Consider the following 19,498-nt stretch of genomic DNA (forward strand, 5'->3'; position numbering starts at 1 on the left):
ACGTCGCAGCGTCCGTTCCCGAACGGGTTTTGCCGAAGGGTCCCGTCAGGGGGCGACGTACCGGAACGTCCCCAGCACGACACAGCCCCGTCCCGTGGTGAGGTTGACCGCGGTCGCGGCGGACCCTTCGCACAGCACCGGATCGCTCAGGTCACCGATGAACGCCTGGGACTGCGGGCCGGCCACGACGAGCGCGGCCGCGGGCTCCTCGACGATCCCCAGTGCCAGGGCGTTCTCGCCGTAGCCGACGGCGGCGAGAGGACCTCCCGCGGCTTCGCCCGCCCCGACACCCCCAGCCAGTCCGGCCGCGAGCACGCGCGCCCCGGTGCGGGCGTCGGCGAAGCCGACTCCGCGGTCGCCGTAGCCCCACGCGCCGCTCGGCGCGTCCGCGACCGCACCGCACGCGGTCCGCCCGTCGAGCTGGGTGACCGAGGTCGCCGAACCCGGGGGCGCCACGCACGTCACCGCCTGGGCGGGCGGTGCCGCGACGAGTGCGGCCGCGACACCCGCGACCACCACCGCACCACCGCCGAGCACCCGAACCGACTTCCGTGCATCCGCTACCACCGACACGGTGACTGCCTCCTCCGGCCTCGTCCCCCGCAAACCGAATCCCCTCAGGGGAGTCTACGGAGACGCGCACCGGTTCACCGGGTGGGCGGGCATCGATGCGGTCACGGGACGTCACCGCTCCGGTGACTACGCCCAGCGGAATGCCTAACCGGGCCGCTTGCGATCCGTGTCGCGCGACGGCTGCACCCGTTTCGGCTCGCCCGGCATCTTCGGGTGGGTGGGCGGGTAGGGCAGGTCGCCGAGGCCTGCGGCGGCGTCCCGCTCGGCCATCTCGAGCAGCACGTCGAGCGTCTGCGCGGTCTCGTCCATCGCGGCCATCGGGTCACCGCGGCGTTCGAGCAGCCCCGGCACGGTCGCGATCGTGAAATCGTCCGGGTCGGCGTCGGCGAGTTCGTCCCACGTCAGGGGTGTCGACACCGTCGCGATCGGGGTGCGCCGCACCGAGTAGGCCGATGCGATCGTCTTGTCCCGGGCGTTCTGGTTGAAGTCGAGGAAGATGCGCTGCCCACGCTCCTCCTTCCACCACGCGGTGGTGGCCCGTCCGCCGCTGCGACGTTCCACCTCCCGCATCAGGGCGATCCCGGCGCGGCGCACACCGACGAAGTCCCATTCCGGGACGATGCGCACGTACACGTGCAGGCCGCGGCCCCCCGACGTCTTCGGGAACCCGACCAGACCCAGTTCGTCGAGCAGCGGCCGCAGCACCTCGAGGGCGACCGCCCGGGCGTCGTCGAAGGCGGTCCCCGGCTGCGGGTCCAGATCGATGCGCAACTCGTCGGGGCGGTCGACGTCCCCGCAGCGCACCGCCCACGGATGGAACGTCACGGTGCCCAGGTTCGCCGCCCACACGACGTCCGCGGCGGCGCGCACCCGCAGCACGTCGGCGGTGCGGCCGGACGGGAACGTGACCTCGCATGTCGCGATGTGGTCGGGCCGGCGGGCAGGCACCCGCTTCTGGTAGATCTCCTCGCCCTCGATCCCGTCCGGGAACCGCTGCAGGTGCGTGGGCCGCTCCCGCAGCGCCTGCAGCAGCGGCGCCGAGCCGGCCGTCGCGACGGTCCGGTAGTACTCGACGAGGCGGCGCTTGCTGCCGGCCTCACCGAGGCGGGGAAAGTAGACCTTGTCGGGGTTGGACAGGCGGACGGGCACACCGCCGACGTCCAGTTCCATCGCGGGAGAGCGCTTCGCGTCGGGCACCGCAGGTCACACTCCTGTCCGGTCGAGGACGTCGGCGAGGTCGTACCGCACCGGCACGTCCAACTGCTCGAAGGTGCAGCTGCGCGGATCGCGGTCGGGCCGCCACCGCAGGAACCGGGCCGCGTGCCGGAACCGCAGGCCGGCCTCCGCGTTGCCCTCCATCTGGTCGTAGGCCACCTCCAGGACCCGCTCGGGCCGCAGCGGTATCCAACGGCGGTCCGCGGCCGTCCGCCACCGGCTCGGCTCGCCCTCGGCGACGACGTCGGCACCGACCCGCAGCGGCGCGAGGTCGGCGAGCAACTCCTGGCGCTGCTCGACGGTGAACGCCGACGCGCCCCCGACCATCACCGGTTCGTCCCCGCCGTCGTACAGCCCCAGCAGCAGGGACCCGACCCCGTCGATGCTCTTGTGCGGGCGGTAGCCGATGAGCACACAGTCGGCGGTGCGGGCATGCTTGACCTTGCGCATCTCCCGCTTGTCCGGCACGTAGGGTCCGTCGAGACGCTTGGCGACGACCCCGTCGAGGCCGGCGCCCTCGAACTCGGCGAACCATCGGCCGGCGATCTGCGCGTCGAGGGTCGCGGCGGTGACATGGCAGCTCGGGCCGCCCCCGACCGCCGCCCGCAGCCGCTCCCGGCGCCGCGCGAACGGCGTCTCCATCAGGTTCTCGTCGCCGAGGGCGAGCAGATCGAAGCCGACGAACTGCGCGGGGGTCTGTTCGGCGAGCAGCGCGATGCGGCTCGCCGCCGGGTGGATACGCTCCGACAGGGCCTGCCAGTCGAGCCGGCTGCGGCCGTCGTGCGGGCGCGGCACCACGATCTCCCCGTCGACCACGCACCGGGCGGGCAGCTCCGCCCGCACCGCGGCGGTCAGTTCCGGGAAGTAGCGCACCAGGTCCTTCCCGCCCCGCGAGCTCAGCACCACCTCGTCGCCGTCGCGGAACACGACAGCCCGGAAGCCGTCCCACTTCGGCTCGTACGACCACTCGGGGTCGCCGTCGGCAGGCTGGGCCGGAACCTCGGGCACGGCCTTGGCGAGCATCGGTGCGATCGGCGGTTCGACTGGCAGCTGCACCGGCTCATGGTCGCACCCGGGGCCGACACGTGCCCGCCGGATCTGTGAGAAATCGCCCTACGGTTCCCGCCCGAGGCGGACATTCCGTACTCTCCCCCCATGAACTTCATTCGACGGGTGAGCGGCACCGTCGTCGCGGTGGCTGCGGCGGCTCTGGTGCTCGGCGCGTGCGGATCGGACGTCGAGCCCCGGGCGGTGCCCGAGCCCGGGTCCGAGACCACGTCGGCGAGCGCATCGGATACCCGGACGACCACCGGCCGTCCGACCACCACCACGGCACCGACGTCCCCCGGCTCCTCCGGTCTGGACATCGACGTCGAGATCGGTGACTGCGTGCGCCTCGGTGGCACCGTCGACGACGCGACCATCGAGAATGCGACCTGCGGCAGCATGGACTCGAACTACAAGGTGATCGACATCGTCGAGACGAGCGATCAGTGCGTCTCGGACGCCGACCAGACCTACTACGAGTCCTCCGCCGGGGTCGAGGTGGGTGCCCTGTGCCTCGACGTCGACTGGGTGGTCGACAGCTGCATGGACATCTCCGGCGAGGACCCGCAGCGCATCGACTGCGCCGCACCCGGCCCCGAAACGGAGAAGGTCACCGAGATCCTGCAGAACACCGACAACGTGAACGACTGCTCCGTCTCCGAGGGTGGATTCGTCTACAGCGAGCGTCGTTTCGTGGTCTGCACCGACACGCTCTGAGGCCGCCGTCCGCCGCGGCCGGCTACAGCCAGCCGCGGCGGCGGAAGATCGCGTAGAGACCCGCGCACGTCATGACCATCATCAACAGGGCCATGGGATAGCCTGCGGCCCAATGCAATTCCGGCATGGTGTCGAAGTTCATCCCGTAGACCGTGCCGATCAGCGTGGGCGCGAACAGAATTGCCGCCCACGCCGAGATACGCTTGATCTCCTCGTTCTGCTCGATGCTCGCCCGGCTGAGATTGCGCATCTCCTCGTTCTGCATCTGCGACACCATCGTCGCGTTGACCGTGAGGATGTTGCCGAGCAACTGCCGGAAGCTGTCGACCTGCTCGACGACCGTCGTCGCGTGGTCGGTGACGTCCCGCAGGTAGCGTTGCAGTTCGTCGTCGGTGCGGTACTTGGCGAAGCCCGACGACAGACCCGACAGCACGGTGAGCAGCGGTTTGGCCGCGCGCTGGAACTGGATGACCTCGCGGGAGAGTTCGTAGATGCGGCGCGAGACCCCGGGATCCCCGCTGAAGACCTCCGTCTCGATCTCGTCGATGTCGTTCTGCAGGCCCGCGACCACCGGAGCGTACCCGTCGACGACGGCGTCGAGGATCGCGTAGAGAACCGCCTCGGGACCGAGCCGCAGCAGATCGGGCTCGCTCTCCATCCGGTCCCGCACCGCCGACAGGTCGGGCGATTCGCTGTGCCGGACCGTCAGCACGAACGTCGGTCCGACGAAGACGTGCACCTCACCGAAGTCGACCCGCTCGGATTCGTCGACGTAGCGGGCAGCGCGCAGCACGACGAACAGGGTGTCGCCGTAGCGCTCGAGCTTCGGGCGCTGGTGGGCGGCGATGGCATCCTCGACGGCCAGTTCGTGCAGTCCGAATTGCTCTGCGGCGGCATGGAGTTGCGCGTCGGTGGGCCGGTACATCCCGATCCAGGCCATCGAACCGGGCTCGGGCAGGCAATCGAGGGCCTGCGCGAGTGTCGCCGGCGACGCGACGCGGCGGCCGTCCCGGTAGACCGCGCTGTCGACGATGCTGTTCTCCGCCCGCGCCGCACCGTCCCGGCCGGGGCTCTGCGCGGCGGCAGGATTCAGGGACGCGCCGAAACCGGCGGACGGGTCGGCGGTCGCCGGGGCGGAGCGACGCGGCAGCAGGGCACGGACGGAACGGTTGGGCAGCATGTCGGCACGGCCTTTCGGAGGCACGGAGGGCGACGGCGAGGGTGGTCGCCGTGGGACGCACACGCGACGGCAACCGTCGCGCACCGACAGGGCGCGTACGGGCTGCCGTCAGCTGGTACTCGGAGGTCGACTGCGCATCGCGAGTCCCACCTCCTCCACATCACCCGGAACCGTGCCGGGGGCCTGACGAACCCCCAGCAGCGTACGCCTTCGTGCCGTGCGGAGCCAGCCGGTCCGGCGCACGGCGTCGCGCCGCGCGCGGTGTCGGTGGCTGCGGCCACAATCGCCGTGACCGACCCGACCGACCGACGACAGGACCCCCGATGACGCACTGGCCCGATCGACCGATCTGCGCGTTCGACCTCGAGACCACCGACCGCGATCCGCGGGTCGCGCGCATCGTGACTGCGTCCGTCGTCGTCCTCGACGGCGACACCGTCTCGTCGCGGACGTGGCTGCTCGATCCGGGCATCGAGATCTCGGAGGAGACGGCGGCGATCCACGGCGTGACCACGGAGCGGGCGCGCGCCGAGGGCCTCGAGTACACGGCCGGCTACACCCAGATCCGCGAGGCGCTGTGCGAGGCGTGGGTCCGCGATCACATCGTCGTGGCGTTCAACGCCAGTTACGACCTCACGGTGGTCGACGCCGAGGGCCGCCGGCTGGGCCTGCCGGGACTCGAGACGGGCCTGGTGTTCGACCCGTACGTCGTCGACCGCGAGATGGACCGCGACCGCGAGGGCAGCCGCACCCTGCAGTCGGTCTGCGATGCGTACGGCATCGCGCTGACCGCCGCGCATCAGGCCGAGGCGGACGCCCTCGCGGCGGGGCAACTGGCGCGGGCGCTGTGCATCCGCTTCCCGCAGCTCGCCGACCTGGACATCATGACGGACCAGGCGGCCTGGCACGCGGAGCGGCAACGCACGTTCGCCGAGTATCTCGCGGGTCTCGGGCGCGACGTGTCGGATGTGGACCCGCAGTGGCCCATTCGCGGTATCGCTTGAGAGCTGTTGCCGCGCCCGGGTTTCGACGTCGACCCTCACGACACCGCCCGGCGGGGCGACCGAATGTCACATCGCATCGATGTAGTCGACCGAATGTGACATTCGGCCCAGGGCGGGGGTGCTTACCCCTTGACGACGCCGAGCGGCACGAGCCGTGCGACCCGACGGGCCAGACCGGCCCGCTCGCTCACCTCCGTGACCGCGTCGATGTCCTTGTACGCCTGCGGCTTCTCCTCGGCCAGTCCCCGCCACGAACTCCCCCGCACGAGCACGCCGTGGGACTCGAGCGCGTCGCGTACCGCCCGGCCGTCGGTGTGTCGAGCGGCGCGGTGCCGGCTCTGCACCCGGCCGGCCCCGTGCGCGGTGGAGAAGAACGCCGGGTTCCCGGCGACACCGGCGAGCACGTACGAGGCGGTGCCCATCGTGCCGGGAATGAGCACGGGCTGACCGACGTCCGCCAGGTCCTCGGGGACGTCGGGATGGCGGGGCGGCAGTGATCGCGTCGCGCCTTTGCGGTGCACGCACAGGGTGCGGACCTGCCCGTCCACCTCGTGCCGCTCGATCTTCGCCAGGTTGTGCGAGACGTCGTAGAGGAGGTCGAGAGTGGTACCGGCCGTGTCCTCGAAGACCCGGCGGGTCGCCTCGGTGAGCAACTGCCGGTTGGCCCGGCCGTAGTTGGCCGCCGCCACCATCGCCCCGAGATACGCCTCCCCCTCCGGTGACCGGACCGGCACGCACGCCAGCTGTCGGTCGGGAACGTGAATCTCGTAGCGGCCCATCGCCTTCTCCATCTCACGTACGTGGTCGGTGCAGATCTGGTGGCCGAGACCGCGGGACCCGCAGTGGATCATCACGCACACCGTGCCCACGTCGAGACCCATCGGCCGGGCAACGGCCGGGTCGAAGACCTGCTCGACGGCCTGCACCTCGAGGAAGTGGTTGCCCGACCCCAGGCTGCCGAGCTGACCGAGGCCCCGCTCGACGGCCCGGTCGCTCACCGCGGCCGAGTCGGCGCCGGCCAACACGCCCCGGTCCTCACACCGCTCGAGATCGCGGACGACACCGTGCCCCTGGTCCACCGCGAACCGGGCGCCGCCCTCGAGCACCCTATGCAGCACGCTGCGGTTCGGCAGCTCCCACACGCCCCGGGTCTGCATGCCACGGGGCACGACGTGACCGAGCCGGTCCATCAGCAGCCCGAGGCGCGGCGCGAGCGCGGACCGGTCGGCGTCACGCGCGATCAGCAGCCGCACGCCGCACGAGATGTCGAAGCCCACCCCACCGGGAGAGACGACGCCGCCGTCGTCGATGTCCGTCGCCGCAACTCCACCGATGGGAAAGCCGTAACCCCAGTGCACGTCCGGCATGGCGAACGACGCGGTGACGATTCCCGGCAGGGTCGCGACGTTCGCGACCTGGGTCAGCGCCTCGTCTCCTTCCGCGGCGGGAAGCAGGGACCGGGCCGCGAAGACGATCCCGGGTACGCGCATCGCGCCGGTCCGGTCGATCCGGAACCGGTACTGGGTCTCCTCGACGATCCTCATCACTGTCCGATCCGGGGCGGAGAACGCGGCGTCGGCGGCTTCGTTCCACCATAGAATCTGCAATGCCCGCTGCACAGGAGCGCGTCATGAACGAAAGCGGATACCGGTCGGTGCCGCACACGGCGGACCTGCGCATCGAGGCGTGGGCACCCACCCGTGACGAGTGCATCGCGCAGGCGGTGCACGGCGCCGTCGCGAGCTTCGCGGAAACCTCCTCCGCCGGGCCGGTCCGGGTGCGCACCCGCCGGCTGACAGCCGACGGCGACGAGGACCTGCTCGTCGCGGTACTCGACGAGATCGTCTACCTGCTCGACGCGGCCGGGGAGGTCCCGGTCGATGTGGCCGTCGACTCCGGTGCCGGCACGGCGGAAGTGCGGTTCTCGATGGCCGACGTCGCCTCGGTCACACAGGTGGGTGCGGTCCCGAAGGCCGTGTCGCTGCACGGGCTGCGCCTCGAGCGCGGACCGGGAGGATGGTCGTGTTCGGTGACGCTGGATGTGTGAACCGGCGCCGCACACGCGGTCCCTGTTGCGGCGCGCCGCGCAGGCGACCGTGGGGGTGTTCCCGCCTGGGATCTTCCACTGTAGACGGCCGGAACTGCCGGCTGGGGCGGGCCCCGGACAGTCGGCGAGATGCGACGAGCGGTGGCGCTACATCGGCATGTTCATCATGGGCATCCCACCCATCTCGTGGAGCCACATCATCAGCTGGTGCAGCAGGGTGTGCGCTTGGTCCATCATGCCCATCATGTTCACGGCCGTGACCTTTCCTGGAGCCGAGTAGTCCTCGGGGAGGGATCGTCCCACTATCGCCCGCCGACGATCCCGATGTGCCGCCTCGAGTGCGAGATCCGGGATCTTCAACAGATCTTCACGGGATCTCGACCATCGGGGTCCCGGCACGGCAGGAGGAGGTGCGGTTGCCCGCTCGGAGGTCAGTCCGCAGCGATGAGGGGGGTGCCGCGGTCGGCCAGCCACTGCGCCGGGTCGGTCTTGGCGCCGGAGGGGTCTTCGACCTCGAAGTGCAAGTGGGGTCCGGTGGAGTTGCCGCGATCTCCGATGGTGGCGATCTTCTGCCCGGCTTCGACTCGTTGCCCGACCTTCACCAGGTTGGCGTTGTTGTGGCCGTAAGTGGTCACCGTGCCGTCGTCGTGCCGGATGCGTACCCACAACCCGTAACCCTGTGCCGGTCCGGCGCTGACGACCTCTCCGTCGGCGACGGCGACGATCGGTGCGACCATGGTGTTGGCGATGTCGATGCCTCCGTGTCCGCGCCCGTCACCGAAGGTGGAGGTGATCACCCCGGCGGTCGGGGCGACGGGCCGGCCGGTCCCACCCCAACGCCCGCCCTCGGCCGGGCGCGGCGGGGTAGGGCTTGCCGGTGCGGCGCCGGGGTCTTCCAGCCGGGTGGCGCCCTCGTTCCCGGGGGCCGTATCGGGTGCGCCCGCAGCCGGCGCATCGTCTTCCTCGGGTGGCGTCCCGGGCTCCGGTGCCGGGGGGCCGTGACGACCCGGTGCCGTAGGTGTACCGGGGTCGGCGGCCAACGCTGCCAGCAGACGCGGAGCGTTGCTGTAATCCAGTCCGGCCAGTTCGGTGCGGCACACCGACAACAGGCTTGCCCCGGTGCCCTGGGCGCTCCATCGGGCCGCGCAGCCGGCCAGGGACTGCAGGGTGGCGACCGTGTCGTCGAGTGCGCCGTTGTCCCGGGCGGCGCGCACGCCGGCGGCGGCGATGTTCGCCACCGTCTGCCATCGAGCGGGATCGACCACCTGCCCGGCCGGGTCGGCTCCGGTGATGGTCAGCGCATCGGCCACGGACGCCGCCACCGGCTCCGGTGACAGATGCGTCGCTCCGGCCGTCGGGGCCGTGAGCAACGGGACCGTCAGTCCCGCCGTCGACGCTCCCAGGATCAACGCGGCCCACCGGCCGCTGTGCGTGCGGTGCATGGCACTTCCTCCCGCCGCCTCACGAGAAATGTCCGATTGGAGAGGTATATGGGGGTTTGTCAAGGCGACACACCGTAACGCTAGTGCACTTTCATCACTTGTGTCTCTGTAATCGCATCCTCACCCACTGACCCAGCAGTGTCGGAGCGGGTGCCGAAACGGGGCGACGGGATGTACGGTCGGCCGGGTCGCCGGTGCTGCACTGCTACAGTCGGGAAGTTGTGACGGCCCGATCGACTTCTCCGCCCCTGCGGACCGCGGTCGCATTGGTCGTCCTCTACCTTCTCGGCTACACCCTGGTGCAGTGCGGTCTCACCGTGGCGGACGGCCATCATCACGACGATGTGCACGTGAGTGCGACCGCGCAACCCGGTGCGGAAACGGCGCCCGGGCATGCCCATGTCGATCACGACTCGTCCGGCCTCGATCCTCACCACGATCAACTGTTCCTCGGCCCTCGTGCGGACAACGCCGGGCGTCCGATCGCGGTGGTCACGGTGGTCGCGGTGGTGGTTACGGCCGCGATCGCCCGGCGGCACGCCCCGACCCTGTCGCGGGCCCCGCCACCGGCGCCCGCCCCGGCCCGCAGCGGCCGGGCGATCCTCGACGAACTCTGTATCAGCAGGTGCTGATCGGCAGCGGACCGGCCGCAGGGACCCCCTGTCGGCCCGTCTCGTGCTGCCCATCGCATCGTGCGCTCATTGCGCGCCACCACAGAGATGACTCGTCATGAACAGTGCTGTCTTCCCCGTTTCCACTCCGCCGCAATCGTCGGCTCGGCTGTTGACCTCTGCCCCGTGCTGCCCGGAGCCGACCACCATGGTCGGCAACACGCCGGTGCTGTGGATCGGTGAACCCTTCGCCGATGCCGGCGCCGGGTTCTGGGCCAAGCTCGAAGGGAACAACCCGGGCGGCATGAAGGACCGCCCCGCCCTGCACATGGTCGAACGCGCCCGCAGCCGGGGCGAGCTGGCCCCCGGGGCCCGCATCATCGAGTCGAGCAGCGGCACTCTCGGACTCGGCCTGGCGCTGGCCGGCATCGTCCACGGTCACCCGGTGACCGTGGTCACCGACCCCGGTCTCGAACCGATCATCCGTCGCATGCTCGCCGCCTATGGTGCCGACGTGGAGCTCGTCACCGAACCGCACCCGACCGGCGGATGGCAACAAGCCCGGCGGGACCGGGTGCGTCAGCTGCTCGAGGCCCACCCCGGCTCCTGGTGCCCGGATCAGTACAACAACCCCGACAACGTCGAGGCCTACCAGTCACTGGCCCTGGAACTGCTCGGCCAGCTCGGTCGCGTGGACATACTCGTCTGCTCGGTCGGTACCGGTGGGCATTCGGCCGGCATCGCCCGGGTGCTGCGCCAGTTCTGCCCCCAGTTGAAACTGGTGGGCGTCGACACCGTCGGCTCGGCCCTGTTCGGCCAGCCGGTCACCTCCCGCCTGATGCGCGGGTTGGGCTCGAGCATCCATCCGGGCAATATCGACTACGGCGCGTTCGACGAGGTGCACTGGGTCGCTCCGCGGGAAGCGGTGTGGTCGTGCCGCACCCTGGCCGCCACTCACCACGCCAGCGGGGGCTGGAGTGTGGGGGCGGTCGCCCTGGCCGCCGGCTGGCTCGCCCGCACCCACGCCCCCGACCTTCGGATCGCCGCGATCTTCCCCGACGGCCCCCAGCGGTACTTCGACACCGTCTACAACGACGACTTCTGCGCCGAGCACGGCCTGCTGGACGGACCGGCGCCGACCGAACCGATGACCATCGACCATCCCACCGACCGCGTCGTACGCTCGTGGACGCGGTGCGCCACCGTCGTCGACCCCGCGGAGTTGCGGTCGTGAAGGCGCTGATCACCCGATTCCGCAGTTTCGACCGCCCCAGCCAGGTGCTGATGGTCAACCAGTTCTCCATCAACGTCGGCTTCTACATGCTCATGCCGTACCTGGCGAGCTACCTGGCCGGACCGCTCGGATTGGCAGCCTGGGCCGTCGGGTTGGTGCTGGGGGTGCGCAACTTCTCCCAGCAGGGCATGTTCCTGGTGGGCGGCACCCTGGCCGACCGGCTGGGTTACAAGCCGCTCATCGTCGCCGGTTGCCTGCTACGGACCGCAGGGTTCGTGCTGCTCGCCGCCGTCGACTCGCTGCCGGCGGTGCTGGTGGCCGCAGCAGCCACCGGATTCGCCGGCGCGTTGTTCAACCCCGCGGTGCGGGCATACCTGGCCGCAGACGCCGGGCCCCGCCGCGTCGAGGCCTTCGCGGTGTTCAACGTCTTCTACCAGGCCGGGATCCTGCTCGGTCCGCTGGTCGGTCTGGCGTTGACCGCGGTGGACTTCCGGATCACCGCGCTGGTGGCAGCGGCGGTATTCGCGGCGCTGACGCTGACGCAGATCCGAGCGCTGCCGGCGCAGACCGTCGAGGCCACTACCCCTGCCGGACCCCGCCCCTCGATACTCGACGACTGGCGCACGGTGGTGACCAACAGGTCGTTCGTGCTGTTCGCGGCGGCGATGATCGGCTCGTACGTTCTCTCGTTCCAGGTGTATCTGGCCCTGCCGCTGCAGGCCGAGGTCGTCGCCCCGGACCAGGTATCGGCCACGGTGCTCGTGACCTCGCTGTTCGCGGTCTCCGGGCTGGTGGCGATCGCCGGGCAGCTACGTATCACTTCTTGGTGCGGCAACCGGTGGGGACCCGGACGCAGCCTGGCCGTCGGGATGGTGGTCATGGCGACCGCGTTCGTACCCGTAGCGGTGTTCTCTTCCCCCACTGGGACCGGCTGGGCGATGGCCGCGGGGGCGTTGGTGCTGTCGGCGGTGATCCTCTCCGTCGGTACGGCGGCGGTGTTCCCGTTCGAGATGGACACCGTCGTCGCACTCTCCGGGAACCGGCTTGTGGCCACCCACTACGGGTTCTACAACACCGTCGTCGGGGTCGGCATCCTGCTGGGCAACCTCGGCACCGGGGCGGTGTTCGGGTGGGCCGCCGACGCCGGCCTGGAATGGCTGATCTGGGTGCTGCTCACCGCGATCGGGATCGGGTGCGCGGCAGCGCTGTTTCTGCTCCACCGCACCGGCCGGCTCACCGCGCCACCCCCGACGCCGACCGACGAGCAGGTCTCGGCCTCGGCATGATGCCCCCGCCGGCACCCTTTCGTCCGGCCCGAAGAGAGGAATCCCCGTATGTCTGTGTCCCGCCTGCCGGGCGCCTTGTCGGCAATTGCCGCAGCCGCCTTGCTCGTGGCAGGGTGCTCGTCCCCCGACACCCGGAGCGCGGCGACCGCACCTCCCGGCGCTGTCGTCGCACCGCACGTTGCGTTGTCCCCGACGCTCGATCACGTGCACGGGCTGACCGTCGATTCCGCCGGCACTATCCTGGCCGGCACCCACAGCGGACTGGTCGCTCTCGCGCCGTCCGGCACCACCACCGAGGTCGGCACCTCCGACGACGACTTGATGGGGCTGGCCGGGGTGCCCGGCAGCGACGTCCTGGTCGCCTCGGGCCACCCGGGGCCGTCGAACCCCGGTCCGAACCCGCTGGGACTGCGCCGTAGCGACGACGGCGGGCGCACCTGGACCGATCGGTCCCTGGTCGGAGAGGTGGACTTTCATGCTCTGGCCACGGACGGCACGGTGGTGGTCGGTTTCGACGGCACCCGCGGGATCCGGGTATCCACCGACGCCGGCACCACCTGGAGCGCCGGTGCTCCCGTGGCGGCTGCGGCCCTGGCGCTGACCCCGGCCACGGTGTGGGCGATCACGCCGGCCGGGCTCGAGCGCAGCACCGACCTGGCACACACCTTCACCCCGGTCGAGGACACACCCGCCCTCGTGCTGCTCACCGGCACCGGCGACGGACTGTGGGGCATCGACACCGACGGCTACGCCTGGCGCAGCCGGGACGGAGCCGCCTGGGAGCAGCGGGTCTTCGTCGGGGCGGTGGAGGCGCTGACCGCCACAGGGTTCGACACCGCCTACGCCGCTACCGCCGAGGCCTTGTACACCCTGACCTGACGCGACCGGCCGCGCTGCGGCCCAGCAAACCGGTAAGGCCCGGCACACGTGTGTGCCGGGCCTTGCCGTGTCGGTCCCGCGAGCTCACCGACTCTCTCGTGATCACAACGAGGACAGGATGTTCTCCATCGTCGCGATCTCCTGCTGCTGGGTCTCGGCGATGGTGCGGGCCATGGCCACCGCCTCGGGATTCTGCCCGGTATCGATCTCGGTCTGCGCCATTTCGATCGCGCCGCGGTGATGTTCGATCATCTGGGTCAGGAACAGGCGGGAGGCGTCGACGCCTTCCGCGTTCTGCAGCGCGGCCATGTCTTCGGCCGACATCATTCCGCTCATGCCGCCGCCCATCTGTCCGCCGCCGGGCATGGGGGTGGACTGCATGGGCATGTCGTGACCGGGCATCTCCATGCCGGGTGACGACATGGGCATGTTCGGTGTGGTCATCGGCATGCTGGTCGTGCCCATGGGCATGGTGGGCTGCCCCCAGTCGGCGAGCCAGCTCTGCAGCTGTTCGATCTCCGGACCCTGGGCGGCCTTGATCTGCTGGGCGAGTTCGGTGACCCGTGGGTCGATGCCCTCCTTGGCCAGGATGACATCGCTCATCTCGATGGCTTGGCTGTGGTGCGGAATCATCTGTTGGGCGAAGGTCACGTCGGCTTGGTTGTGGTCGGCGGCAGCCTCGGCGGAGGCACTCGCGGTCGCCGTCGCCGACGGGCTCGCCTGCGAGGCCTGATCGTTGCCGGAGTCGCTGCAGGCGGCCAGGGTGAGCGCCGCGGCAACTGCCACCGCGCCGGTGGCCAGGGACTTCTTCCTCACAAGCACATTCCTTTCCGTTGTGTACGCGCACCGGCAGGCCCCGCGGTGGCGATATCGCAAGCATCCCCTCACAGGGGAGGCGGCAAACCCGGTCCCGTTACGGGCCCCTCGTCGGGACGCGGACCACTGCGGGCGCCGGCGCTGCAGACCGGCCGGTGAGCCGGTGCACCTTGTTCGGATCCGAGCCTGGCAGCTGCACCCGGTGGCAGCCCGGACCATTCTGTGAAGATTTCCTGAAGAACTCCACCCGGGCGTCCGAGCGGCCGTCACCGGAGTTCTTGAGCAGATCTTCACGAAAACGACGGAGAAGAACGCACCCGGGCCGGGCACCGTGGACAGCGCAGAACCGGGATCGCGCCGCTGAGCACGGGACCGGCACTGTGGGCCCTGTGCGGGGGCCGGACAGTCGGTGCACGGGCACCGACCGAGGAAGGGTGGTTGACGATGATGTTCTGGTACGGCGACGGCATGAGCGGTTGGGGTTATGTGCTCATGACAGTCGGGATGGTGGCGTTCTGGGCCCTGGTGATCGTCGGAATCGTGATGCTGGTGCGCGCCGCGGCTCCCCGGTCGACACCGCCCCCGTCGGGCTATGCCCCGACGCCGGAAGAGGTCGTAGCCATGCGCTTCGCCCGGGGCGAGATCGACGAGGACGAATACCGGCGCCGTCTCGACGCCTTGCACACCCATCGTCCGGACCCGAAAGCGTGACCCCTGCAATCGGATTCGATCGCTCCGCCCACGTCCGCTGCGCAGGGACCGGAAGCGGCGGTGTCAGCGACGGTAGTGGCGACCGGTGGAGTCGTCGGTGACCAGGCGGTACAGCACATAGACCGAGAACCAGACGATCAGCACGGCCACCAGCACGAGCGCGATCTCGTATACGAGGACCACACCACCGATTCTACCGCCACGCCGGCCCACCCGACTTCTCGTCGGTGCCCACTGATGCACCGGCACCCCGAAAAGGATCAGCGGCCCGAAAAGGATCAGCGGCGCGGACTGGTGGGAATCGGCTCCGGCGCCGGGCGCGGGGCCGGCTGCTCCTGCGGTGGGGACGGCAGTTGCAGCCGCTTGAGCATCAGCGCGTTGACCGCGACGATCAGACTCGAGCCGGACATCGACAGCGCCGCGATCTCCGGGCGGAGCACCAGTCCGAAGGCGGGTTCGAACACGCCGGCGGCGATCGGCAGCGCAATGGTGTTGTAACCGATCGCCCAACCGAGATTCTGCCGCATCTTGCGCAAGGTGCCGCGGCCGATGCGCAGCGCGATCGGCACATCCAGCGGGTCCGAACGCATCAGCACCAGGTCGGCGGTTTCGATCGCGACATCGGTGCCGGCACCGATGGCAATGCCCAGATCCGCCTGCGCAAGGGCCGGGGCATCGTTGACACCGTCGCCGACCATCGCGACCTTCTTCCCGCCGCGTTGCAGTTCGGCGATCTTGTCGGCCTTGTCACCGGGCAGCACCTCGGCGATGACGGTGTCGATGCCCAACTGCCCGGCGATACGCCGGGCCGTGGCCTCGTTGTCGCCGGAGAGCATGACCACCTCGATGCCGAGATCGTGCAGCGACGCCACCGCCTCGGCCGAGGTCTCCCGGGCGGCGTCGGCCAGGGCGACCACCCCGACGCCGCGGCCGTCGACCGCCACGAGCACCGCGGTACGCCCGGTCGAGGCCAGCTGGTCGCGCCGGTCCGTCAACGCGCCGAAGTCGACGTTCTCGGCCACCATCAGCTTGCGGTTGCCCACGGCCACCCGCCGGCCCGCCACCTCGGCGACCGCGCCGTGACCGGGCACGTTGCGGAAGTGCCCCAACGACACCTCTGGAATGTCACGGGCGGTCGCGTAGCGCACGATCGCCCCCGCCAGGGGATGCTCCGATTCGCGTTCGACCGCGGTCACCAAGGCCAGCATCTCGTCCTCCGGCAGCCCGTCGGCCACGACGTCGGTGACCTCCGGCTCGCCCTTGGTCAAGGTGCCGGTCTTGTCCATCACGACCGTGTCGATCCGCGCCGAGGTCTCGAGGGCGGTGGCGTTCTTGAACAGCACGCCGCGCTTGGCGCCCAGGCCGGTGCCGACCATGATCGCCGTCGGGGTGGCCAGCCCCAGCGCGTCGGGGCAGGTGATCACCACGACGGTGATCGCGAACAGCAGCGCCCTCTGCACGTCACCGTCGACGAGCCACCACACCAGGAAGGTGCTCACCCCGCCGATCAGGGCGACCAAGACCAGCCAGAACGCGGCCCGATCGGCCAGGCGCTGACCGGGCGCCTTCGAGTTCTGCGCCTCCTGCACCAGGGCGACGATCTGGGCGAGGGCCGTGTCGGAGCCGACCTTGGTCGCCCGGACCCGCAGGGTGCCGGTGGTGTTGATCGACGCACCGATCACCTCCGCGCCTTCGGCCTTGGTCACCGGCAGGGACTCACCGGTGACCATCGACTCGTCGACCTCGGAGCTGCCCTCGACGACGACACCGTCGACCGGGATCTTCGCCCCCGGCCGGATCAGCAGCAGATCCCCGACCACGACCTCGGCGGTGGGGACCTCCACCGGCTCACCGCCGCGCAGCACCACCGCCTTCGGGGGCGCGAGTTCGAGCAGGGTGCGGATGGCATCGTTGGCGCCGCCGCGAGCACGCATCTCGAACCAGTGCCCGAGCAACACGAAACTCGCCAGCACGGAAGCGGCCTCGTAGAACACCTCGCCGCCGCCGGTCAGGGTCACGCCCACGCTGTAGAGCCAGCCGGCGCCGATGGCGACGGCGACGAGCACCATCATGTCCAGGGTCCGGGCCTTCAGAGCCCGGTAGGCGCCGTCGAAGAAGATCCAGGACGAATAGAAGATCACCGGCAGGCTCAGCACCAGGGCGAACACGTCGTCGCGCAACCCGAAAGGCGCCGGCGTCGTGAAACCGAACATGTCGCGGCCCATCGGCGACCACAACATGATCGGAATCGACAGCGCCAGCGCCACCAGGAACCGGTTGCGCATGTCCCGAACCATCGCATCCATCGACATCCCCGCATGCCCGCCGTGACCCATCATCTCCTGGGCGGAGCGGGTGCCGTGCTCGGCGTGGGGGCGGTGCTCCTTCCCGGCAGGTCCCTGTTGTTCGACGTGGCTGTGCGCCGCCGGGTGCGGGGGATGTGCGGGTGCGCCGGGGCCGGGAGCCGGTTCGCTCATCGGGTCGCACACGTGCTCGGGCACCGACCGTCCGGCGCAGTGATAGCCGCAGTCCCGCACCCACCCCGACAGCTCCACCACCGACGTGCGGTCGGAGTCGTAGGTGACAGTGGCGGTCTGATTCACCGCATTCGCCTCCACCGCGGACACCCCCGGTCGGCGCAGCAAGGTGGATTCGATGGCCGACGTCGACGTCGCCCAGTGCAGGCCGCCTACTTCCAGAACGGTGGTTCGGTTCATACGATCCGGTCCCTCCCTCTCATGGCCGGGCACGCAATGCCCGCCCTCTGCGCGGTGCGATGCTCCGATACCGCTACCGATGGTCGGCACCGATACACGCTCGTCGCCGACCGTGTCCGAGTCTGCTCGGCCCCGCCGTGGCATCTTCTGGCGGTTGGATGAAGATTCGTTGAAGAACTCCGGGTCTCGGGTCAGGGTCCGTGTTCGTCCGAATGCTCTCGCTCGGCCCCCTCGTCGGTGCCGTGACCGGGGGTGGTCGACGTGGGAAGCGGTAACTGGGTGCGGCTGCCGGCCACCGCAGGCGAGCGGGGAGAGAAACTGACCCCGTTGGGCCGCTCGCCCACCGGCACGGTCGCCACCACGGACAGGCTGGGCAGATCGACCACGGACACCGTGTCGTCGTAAGTGTTCGTCACCCACGCCCGCGTACCCGAGGGATCGATCACCACCCCGTGCGGACCGGCGCCGGTGCCGACCGCCCCGCGGATCGTCATCTCGGCTGTATCGATCACCGAGAGGGTGCTCCCGGGCTGCTGCCGGGTGCCCTGGTCTGCGGAGACCACGGTCTTCTCGTCCGGGGACAGGTACAGCTGCACGGGCGCGGCCGGCACCGGAGCGGCACCCACGACCAGGCGGGCAGCGAGATCCACCTTGACCACCGCGGCCGGCTCGGTGGTCCCGGCGTAGGCGAACCGTCCGTCGCCGGTGACCGCGACCTGAGCCGGGGCGGCGCCGACGGGTACCGCCCCGATGGCCCGATCGGCGGCCGGGTCGATCACGTGCACCACGCCGGCTGCGGTGTCGGCGACCACGATCACCGAGCCGCCGGCCGCGGGCCGCAGACCGTGCGGCATCCCGCCGAGCTCGATTCGCCCTGCCGGCTGCAGTCCGGGGGTCGCGAACACCGAGACCGTGCCGTTCCCCGCATCGGTGACGTACACCTTGCCGTTGGGTGCGTCGATCACGTGTGCCGGCGCTGCACCGGTGGGCGCGACGGCGCGCACCGCATAGGTGGCGGGATCGATCTCGATCACCCGGTCGTCACCGCTGACGGTGTACACGGTCGCACCGTCGCGCCCGACCTGAACATTGTGCGGGGAGTCCACCCCGGTCACGGTCGTCACCACCTCGTCGGTGGCCGCGTCCAGGACCGTGAGGCTGTTGCCGTCCTCGTCGGCGACCCACACCGACCCGGTCACAGGCCCGGGCGGGCCGGAGGTGGCCGCCGTCGAGGCCGGACCCGGGGTGGGACCGCTTTCCTCGGAACACCCTGCCAGCGCCACCGCCGTGAGAAAGACCGTGGCGGTCACCGCACTCCGGCGCCGACGTCGGGACCGAAGAGACGGTCGGGACGCAACCGGCTCACCGATGACGTTCACCTTGCACCTCCGGCAGCAGTTCGGGGACGGTCAATGGCGGTGACTGCCGGCTGAGGCCATCATCATCGCCATCATCGCCACGCAGACGACCGCGAACACGAGCCCGCCGACGCTCACATTTCCGGTCACTACCAGCACCCCGGCAATGATCAACATCGGTACGCAGCAGACGAGCATCATCCAGCGGTGACGGATCCGTCCCCCGGTGCCCGCCGGTTCCGTCGGGGGGTCGGAGGCCACCGATTCCCTGGGACGCCAGTCGTGTGCGTTCGTCTCGTTCATCGCGATTCCGTCCTCGACGACGTCGGCACGCAGCTGAACTCGTGGTACAGCGGCCAGTGTCCGATCGCTGCGGTGACCGGCAGGTCCACCCCGGCCGCCGGCGGCAGCACCGCCGGCACGACGGTCCATCCGGTGGCGCCGCCGAGGAACATCCGCCCCACGCGTTCGACTCCGGTGATGTTCACTCCCGGCGCGTCGACCATCTCGCCTCCTCGGATCGGCGATGTGCGGGTGGAAGTACCACGCCCACCGATGACTCTTCCGGTCCCGGTACGTGTTTCGGCTGGCGGTTCCGTGAAGATCGGTTGAAGATTCGGAGGTGGGCATCGCAGGTGGCCCGGACCCGTACCGGCCGATC

At 70.3% G+C, this 19,498-nt stretch carries 19 protein-coding genes; 8 read left to right on the forward strand and 11 right to left on the reverse strand.

What is annotated here, in order from left to right; all coding sequences use genetic code 11:
- Nucleotides 1–45: 45 nt before the first annotated feature.
- The 3 genes from RR3_RS17760 to RR3_RS17770 all read right to left on the reverse strand — a co-directional run bounded on the left by RR3_RS17760 (nt 46) and on the right by RR3_RS17770 (nt 2,844).
- Nucleotides 46–573 (reverse strand): DUF6764 family protein, encoded by a 528-nt coding sequence (locus RR3_RS17760; RefSeq protein WP_072786496.1) that lies wholly within the window; start codon nt 571–573, stop codon nt 46–48.
- Nucleotides 574–717: 144 nt separating this feature from the next.
- Nucleotides 718–1,743 carry a DNA polymerase domain-containing protein gene (locus RR3_RS17765; RefSeq protein WP_040274821.1) on the reverse strand — a complete coding sequence of 342 codons (1,026 nt, stop codon included), beginning with the start codon at nt 1,741–1,743 and terminating at the stop codon, nt 718–720.
- A gap of 33 nt (nt 1,744–1,776) precedes the next feature.
- Nucleotides 1,777–2,844, reverse strand: coding sequence for an ATP-dependent DNA ligase (locus RR3_RS17770; RefSeq protein ID WP_017680797.1), 1,068 nt, complete (start codon nt 2,842–2,844; stop codon nt 1,777–1,779).
- Between the two features lie 99 nt (nt 2,845–2,943).
- Here RR3_RS17770 and lppU point away from each other — a divergent pair, with 99 nt between their 5' ends.
- Entirely contained in the window at nt 2,944–3,552 is a 609-nt protein-coding gene (gene lppU / locus RR3_RS17775) for an LppU family putative lipoprotein (protein ID WP_010593663.1), read from the forward strand.
- Between the two features lie 22 nt (nt 3,553–3,574).
- Here lppU and corA read toward each other — a convergent pair whose 3' ends face one another.
- Nucleotides 3,575–4,732, reverse strand: a complete 1,158-nt coding sequence (gene corA, locus RR3_RS17780) for a magnesium/cobalt transporter CorA (RefSeq protein WP_017680798.1) — start codon at nt 4,730–4,732, stop codon at nt 3,575–3,577.
- A 323-nt stretch (nt 4,733–5,055) separates the two neighbouring features.
- Here corA and RR3_RS17785 point away from each other — a divergent pair, with 323 nt between their 5' ends.
- Complete coding sequence (locus tag RR3_RS17785) at nt 5,056–5,736, forward strand: 3'-5' exonuclease (RefSeq protein ID WP_017680799.1); 681 nt, start codon at nt 5,056–5,058, stop codon at nt 5,734–5,736.
- 122 nt (nt 5,737–5,858) lie between these two features.
- On the opposite strand, the gene RR3_RS17790 is transcribed toward RR3_RS17785, so the two are convergent.
- Nucleotides 5,859–7,280, reverse strand: a complete 1,422-nt coding sequence (locus RR3_RS17790; RefSeq protein WP_010593666.1) for an RtcB family protein — start codon at nt 7,278–7,280, stop codon at nt 5,859–5,861.
- An 86-nt stretch (nt 7,281–7,366) separates the two neighbouring features.
- Here RR3_RS17790 and RR3_RS17795 point away from each other — a divergent pair, with 86 nt between their 5' ends.
- Nucleotides 7,367–7,783: an archease gene (locus tag RR3_RS17795; RefSeq protein WP_010593667.1), complete on the forward strand. Its 417-nt coding sequence runs from the start codon at nt 7,367–7,369 to the stop codon at nt 7,781–7,783.
- 431 nt (nt 7,784–8,214) lie between these two features.
- On the opposite strand, the gene RR3_RS17800 is transcribed toward RR3_RS17795, so the two are convergent.
- Nucleotides 8,215–9,225 carry a M23 family metallopeptidase gene (locus RR3_RS17800; RefSeq protein ID WP_064066596.1) on the reverse strand — a complete coding sequence of 337 codons (1,011 nt, stop codon included), beginning with the start codon at nt 9,223–9,225 and terminating at the stop codon, nt 8,215–8,217.
- A gap of 221 nt (nt 9,226–9,446) precedes the next feature.
- Between RR3_RS17800 and lpqS the strand changes: the two genes are divergently transcribed.
- The 4 genes from lpqS (at nt 9,447) to RR3_RS17820 (ending at nt 13,235) form a co-directional block, all read left to right on the forward strand.
- Entirely contained in the window at nt 9,447–9,857 is a 411-nt protein-coding gene (gene lpqS / locus RR3_RS17805; protein WP_228287122.1) for a putative copper homeostasis (lipo)protein LpqS, read from the forward strand.
- Nucleotides 9,858–9,954: 97 nt separating this feature from the next.
- On the forward strand, nt 9,955–11,070 hold the full coding sequence (locus RR3_RS17810; protein WP_026137770.1) for a PLP-dependent cysteine synthase family protein: 1,116 nt from the start codon (nt 9,955–9,957) through the stop codon (nt 11,068–11,070).
- An 8-nt stretch (nt 11,071–11,078) separates the two neighbouring features.
- Nucleotides 11,079–12,356 carry an MFS transporter gene (locus RR3_RS17815; RefSeq protein WP_228287229.1) on the forward strand — a complete coding sequence of 426 codons (1,278 nt, stop codon included), beginning with the start codon at nt 11,079–11,081 and terminating at the stop codon, nt 12,354–12,356.
- 48 nt (nt 12,357–12,404) lie between these two features.
- Nucleotides 12,405–13,235, forward strand: coding sequence for a F510_1955 family glycosylhydrolase (locus RR3_RS17820; protein ID WP_026137771.1), 831 nt, complete (start codon nt 12,405–12,407; stop codon nt 13,233–13,235).
- A 102-nt stretch (nt 13,236–13,337) separates the two neighbouring features.
- On the opposite strand, the gene RR3_RS17825 is transcribed toward RR3_RS17820, so the two are convergent.
- Nucleotides 13,338–14,051 carry a DUF305 domain-containing protein gene (locus tag RR3_RS17825; protein ID WP_017680803.1) on the reverse strand — a complete coding sequence of 238 codons (714 nt, stop codon included), beginning with the start codon at nt 14,049–14,051 and terminating at the stop codon, nt 13,338–13,340.
- Between the two features lie 444 nt (nt 14,052–14,495).
- Here RR3_RS17825 and RR3_RS17830 point away from each other — a divergent pair, with 444 nt between their 5' ends.
- The gene (locus RR3_RS17830) at nt 14,496–14,762 is read left to right on the forward strand and encodes an SHOCT domain-containing protein (RefSeq protein ID WP_010593674.1); all 267 of its coding nucleotides are present in this window, start codon (nt 14,496–14,498) and stop codon (nt 14,760–14,762) included.
- A gap of 278 nt (nt 14,763–15,040) precedes the next feature.
- Here RR3_RS17830 and RR3_RS17835 read toward each other — a convergent pair whose 3' ends face one another.
- From RR3_RS17835 to RR3_RS17845, 4 genes are all read right to left on the reverse strand, one after another.
- Nucleotides 15,041–17,479: a heavy metal translocating P-type ATPase gene (locus RR3_RS17835; protein ID WP_010593676.1), complete on the reverse strand. Its 2,439-nt coding sequence runs from the start codon at nt 17,477–17,479 to the stop codon at nt 15,041–15,043.
- 191 nt (nt 17,480–17,670) lie between these two features.
- On the reverse strand, nt 17,671–18,789 hold the full coding sequence (locus tag RR3_RS17840; RefSeq protein ID WP_010593677.1) for a YVTN family beta-propeller repeat protein: 1,119 nt from the start codon (nt 18,787–18,789) through the stop codon (nt 17,671–17,673).
- Between the two features lie 99 nt (nt 18,790–18,888).
- A complete protein-coding gene (locus RR3_RS24690) occupies nt 18,889–19,140 on the reverse strand; it encodes a hypothetical protein (protein ID WP_010593678.1) in 252 nt (83 codons plus the stop codon).
- On the reverse strand, nt 19,137–19,343 hold the full coding sequence (locus tag RR3_RS17845; RefSeq protein ID WP_010593679.1) for a YgaP family membrane protein: 207 nt from the start codon (nt 19,341–19,343) through the stop codon (nt 19,137–19,139). Before RR3_RS17845 ends, RR3_RS24690 begins: the two co-directional genes overlap by 4 nt.
- Between the last annotated feature and the right edge of the window lie 155 nt (nt 19,344–19,498).

The sequence above is a fragment of the Rhodococcus ruber NBRC 15591 genome, assembly GCF_001894945.1.
In the GTDB taxonomy this organism is placed as follows: Bacteria; Actinomycetota; Actinomycetes; order Mycobacteriales; family Mycobacteriaceae; genus Rhodococcus; species Rhodococcus ruber.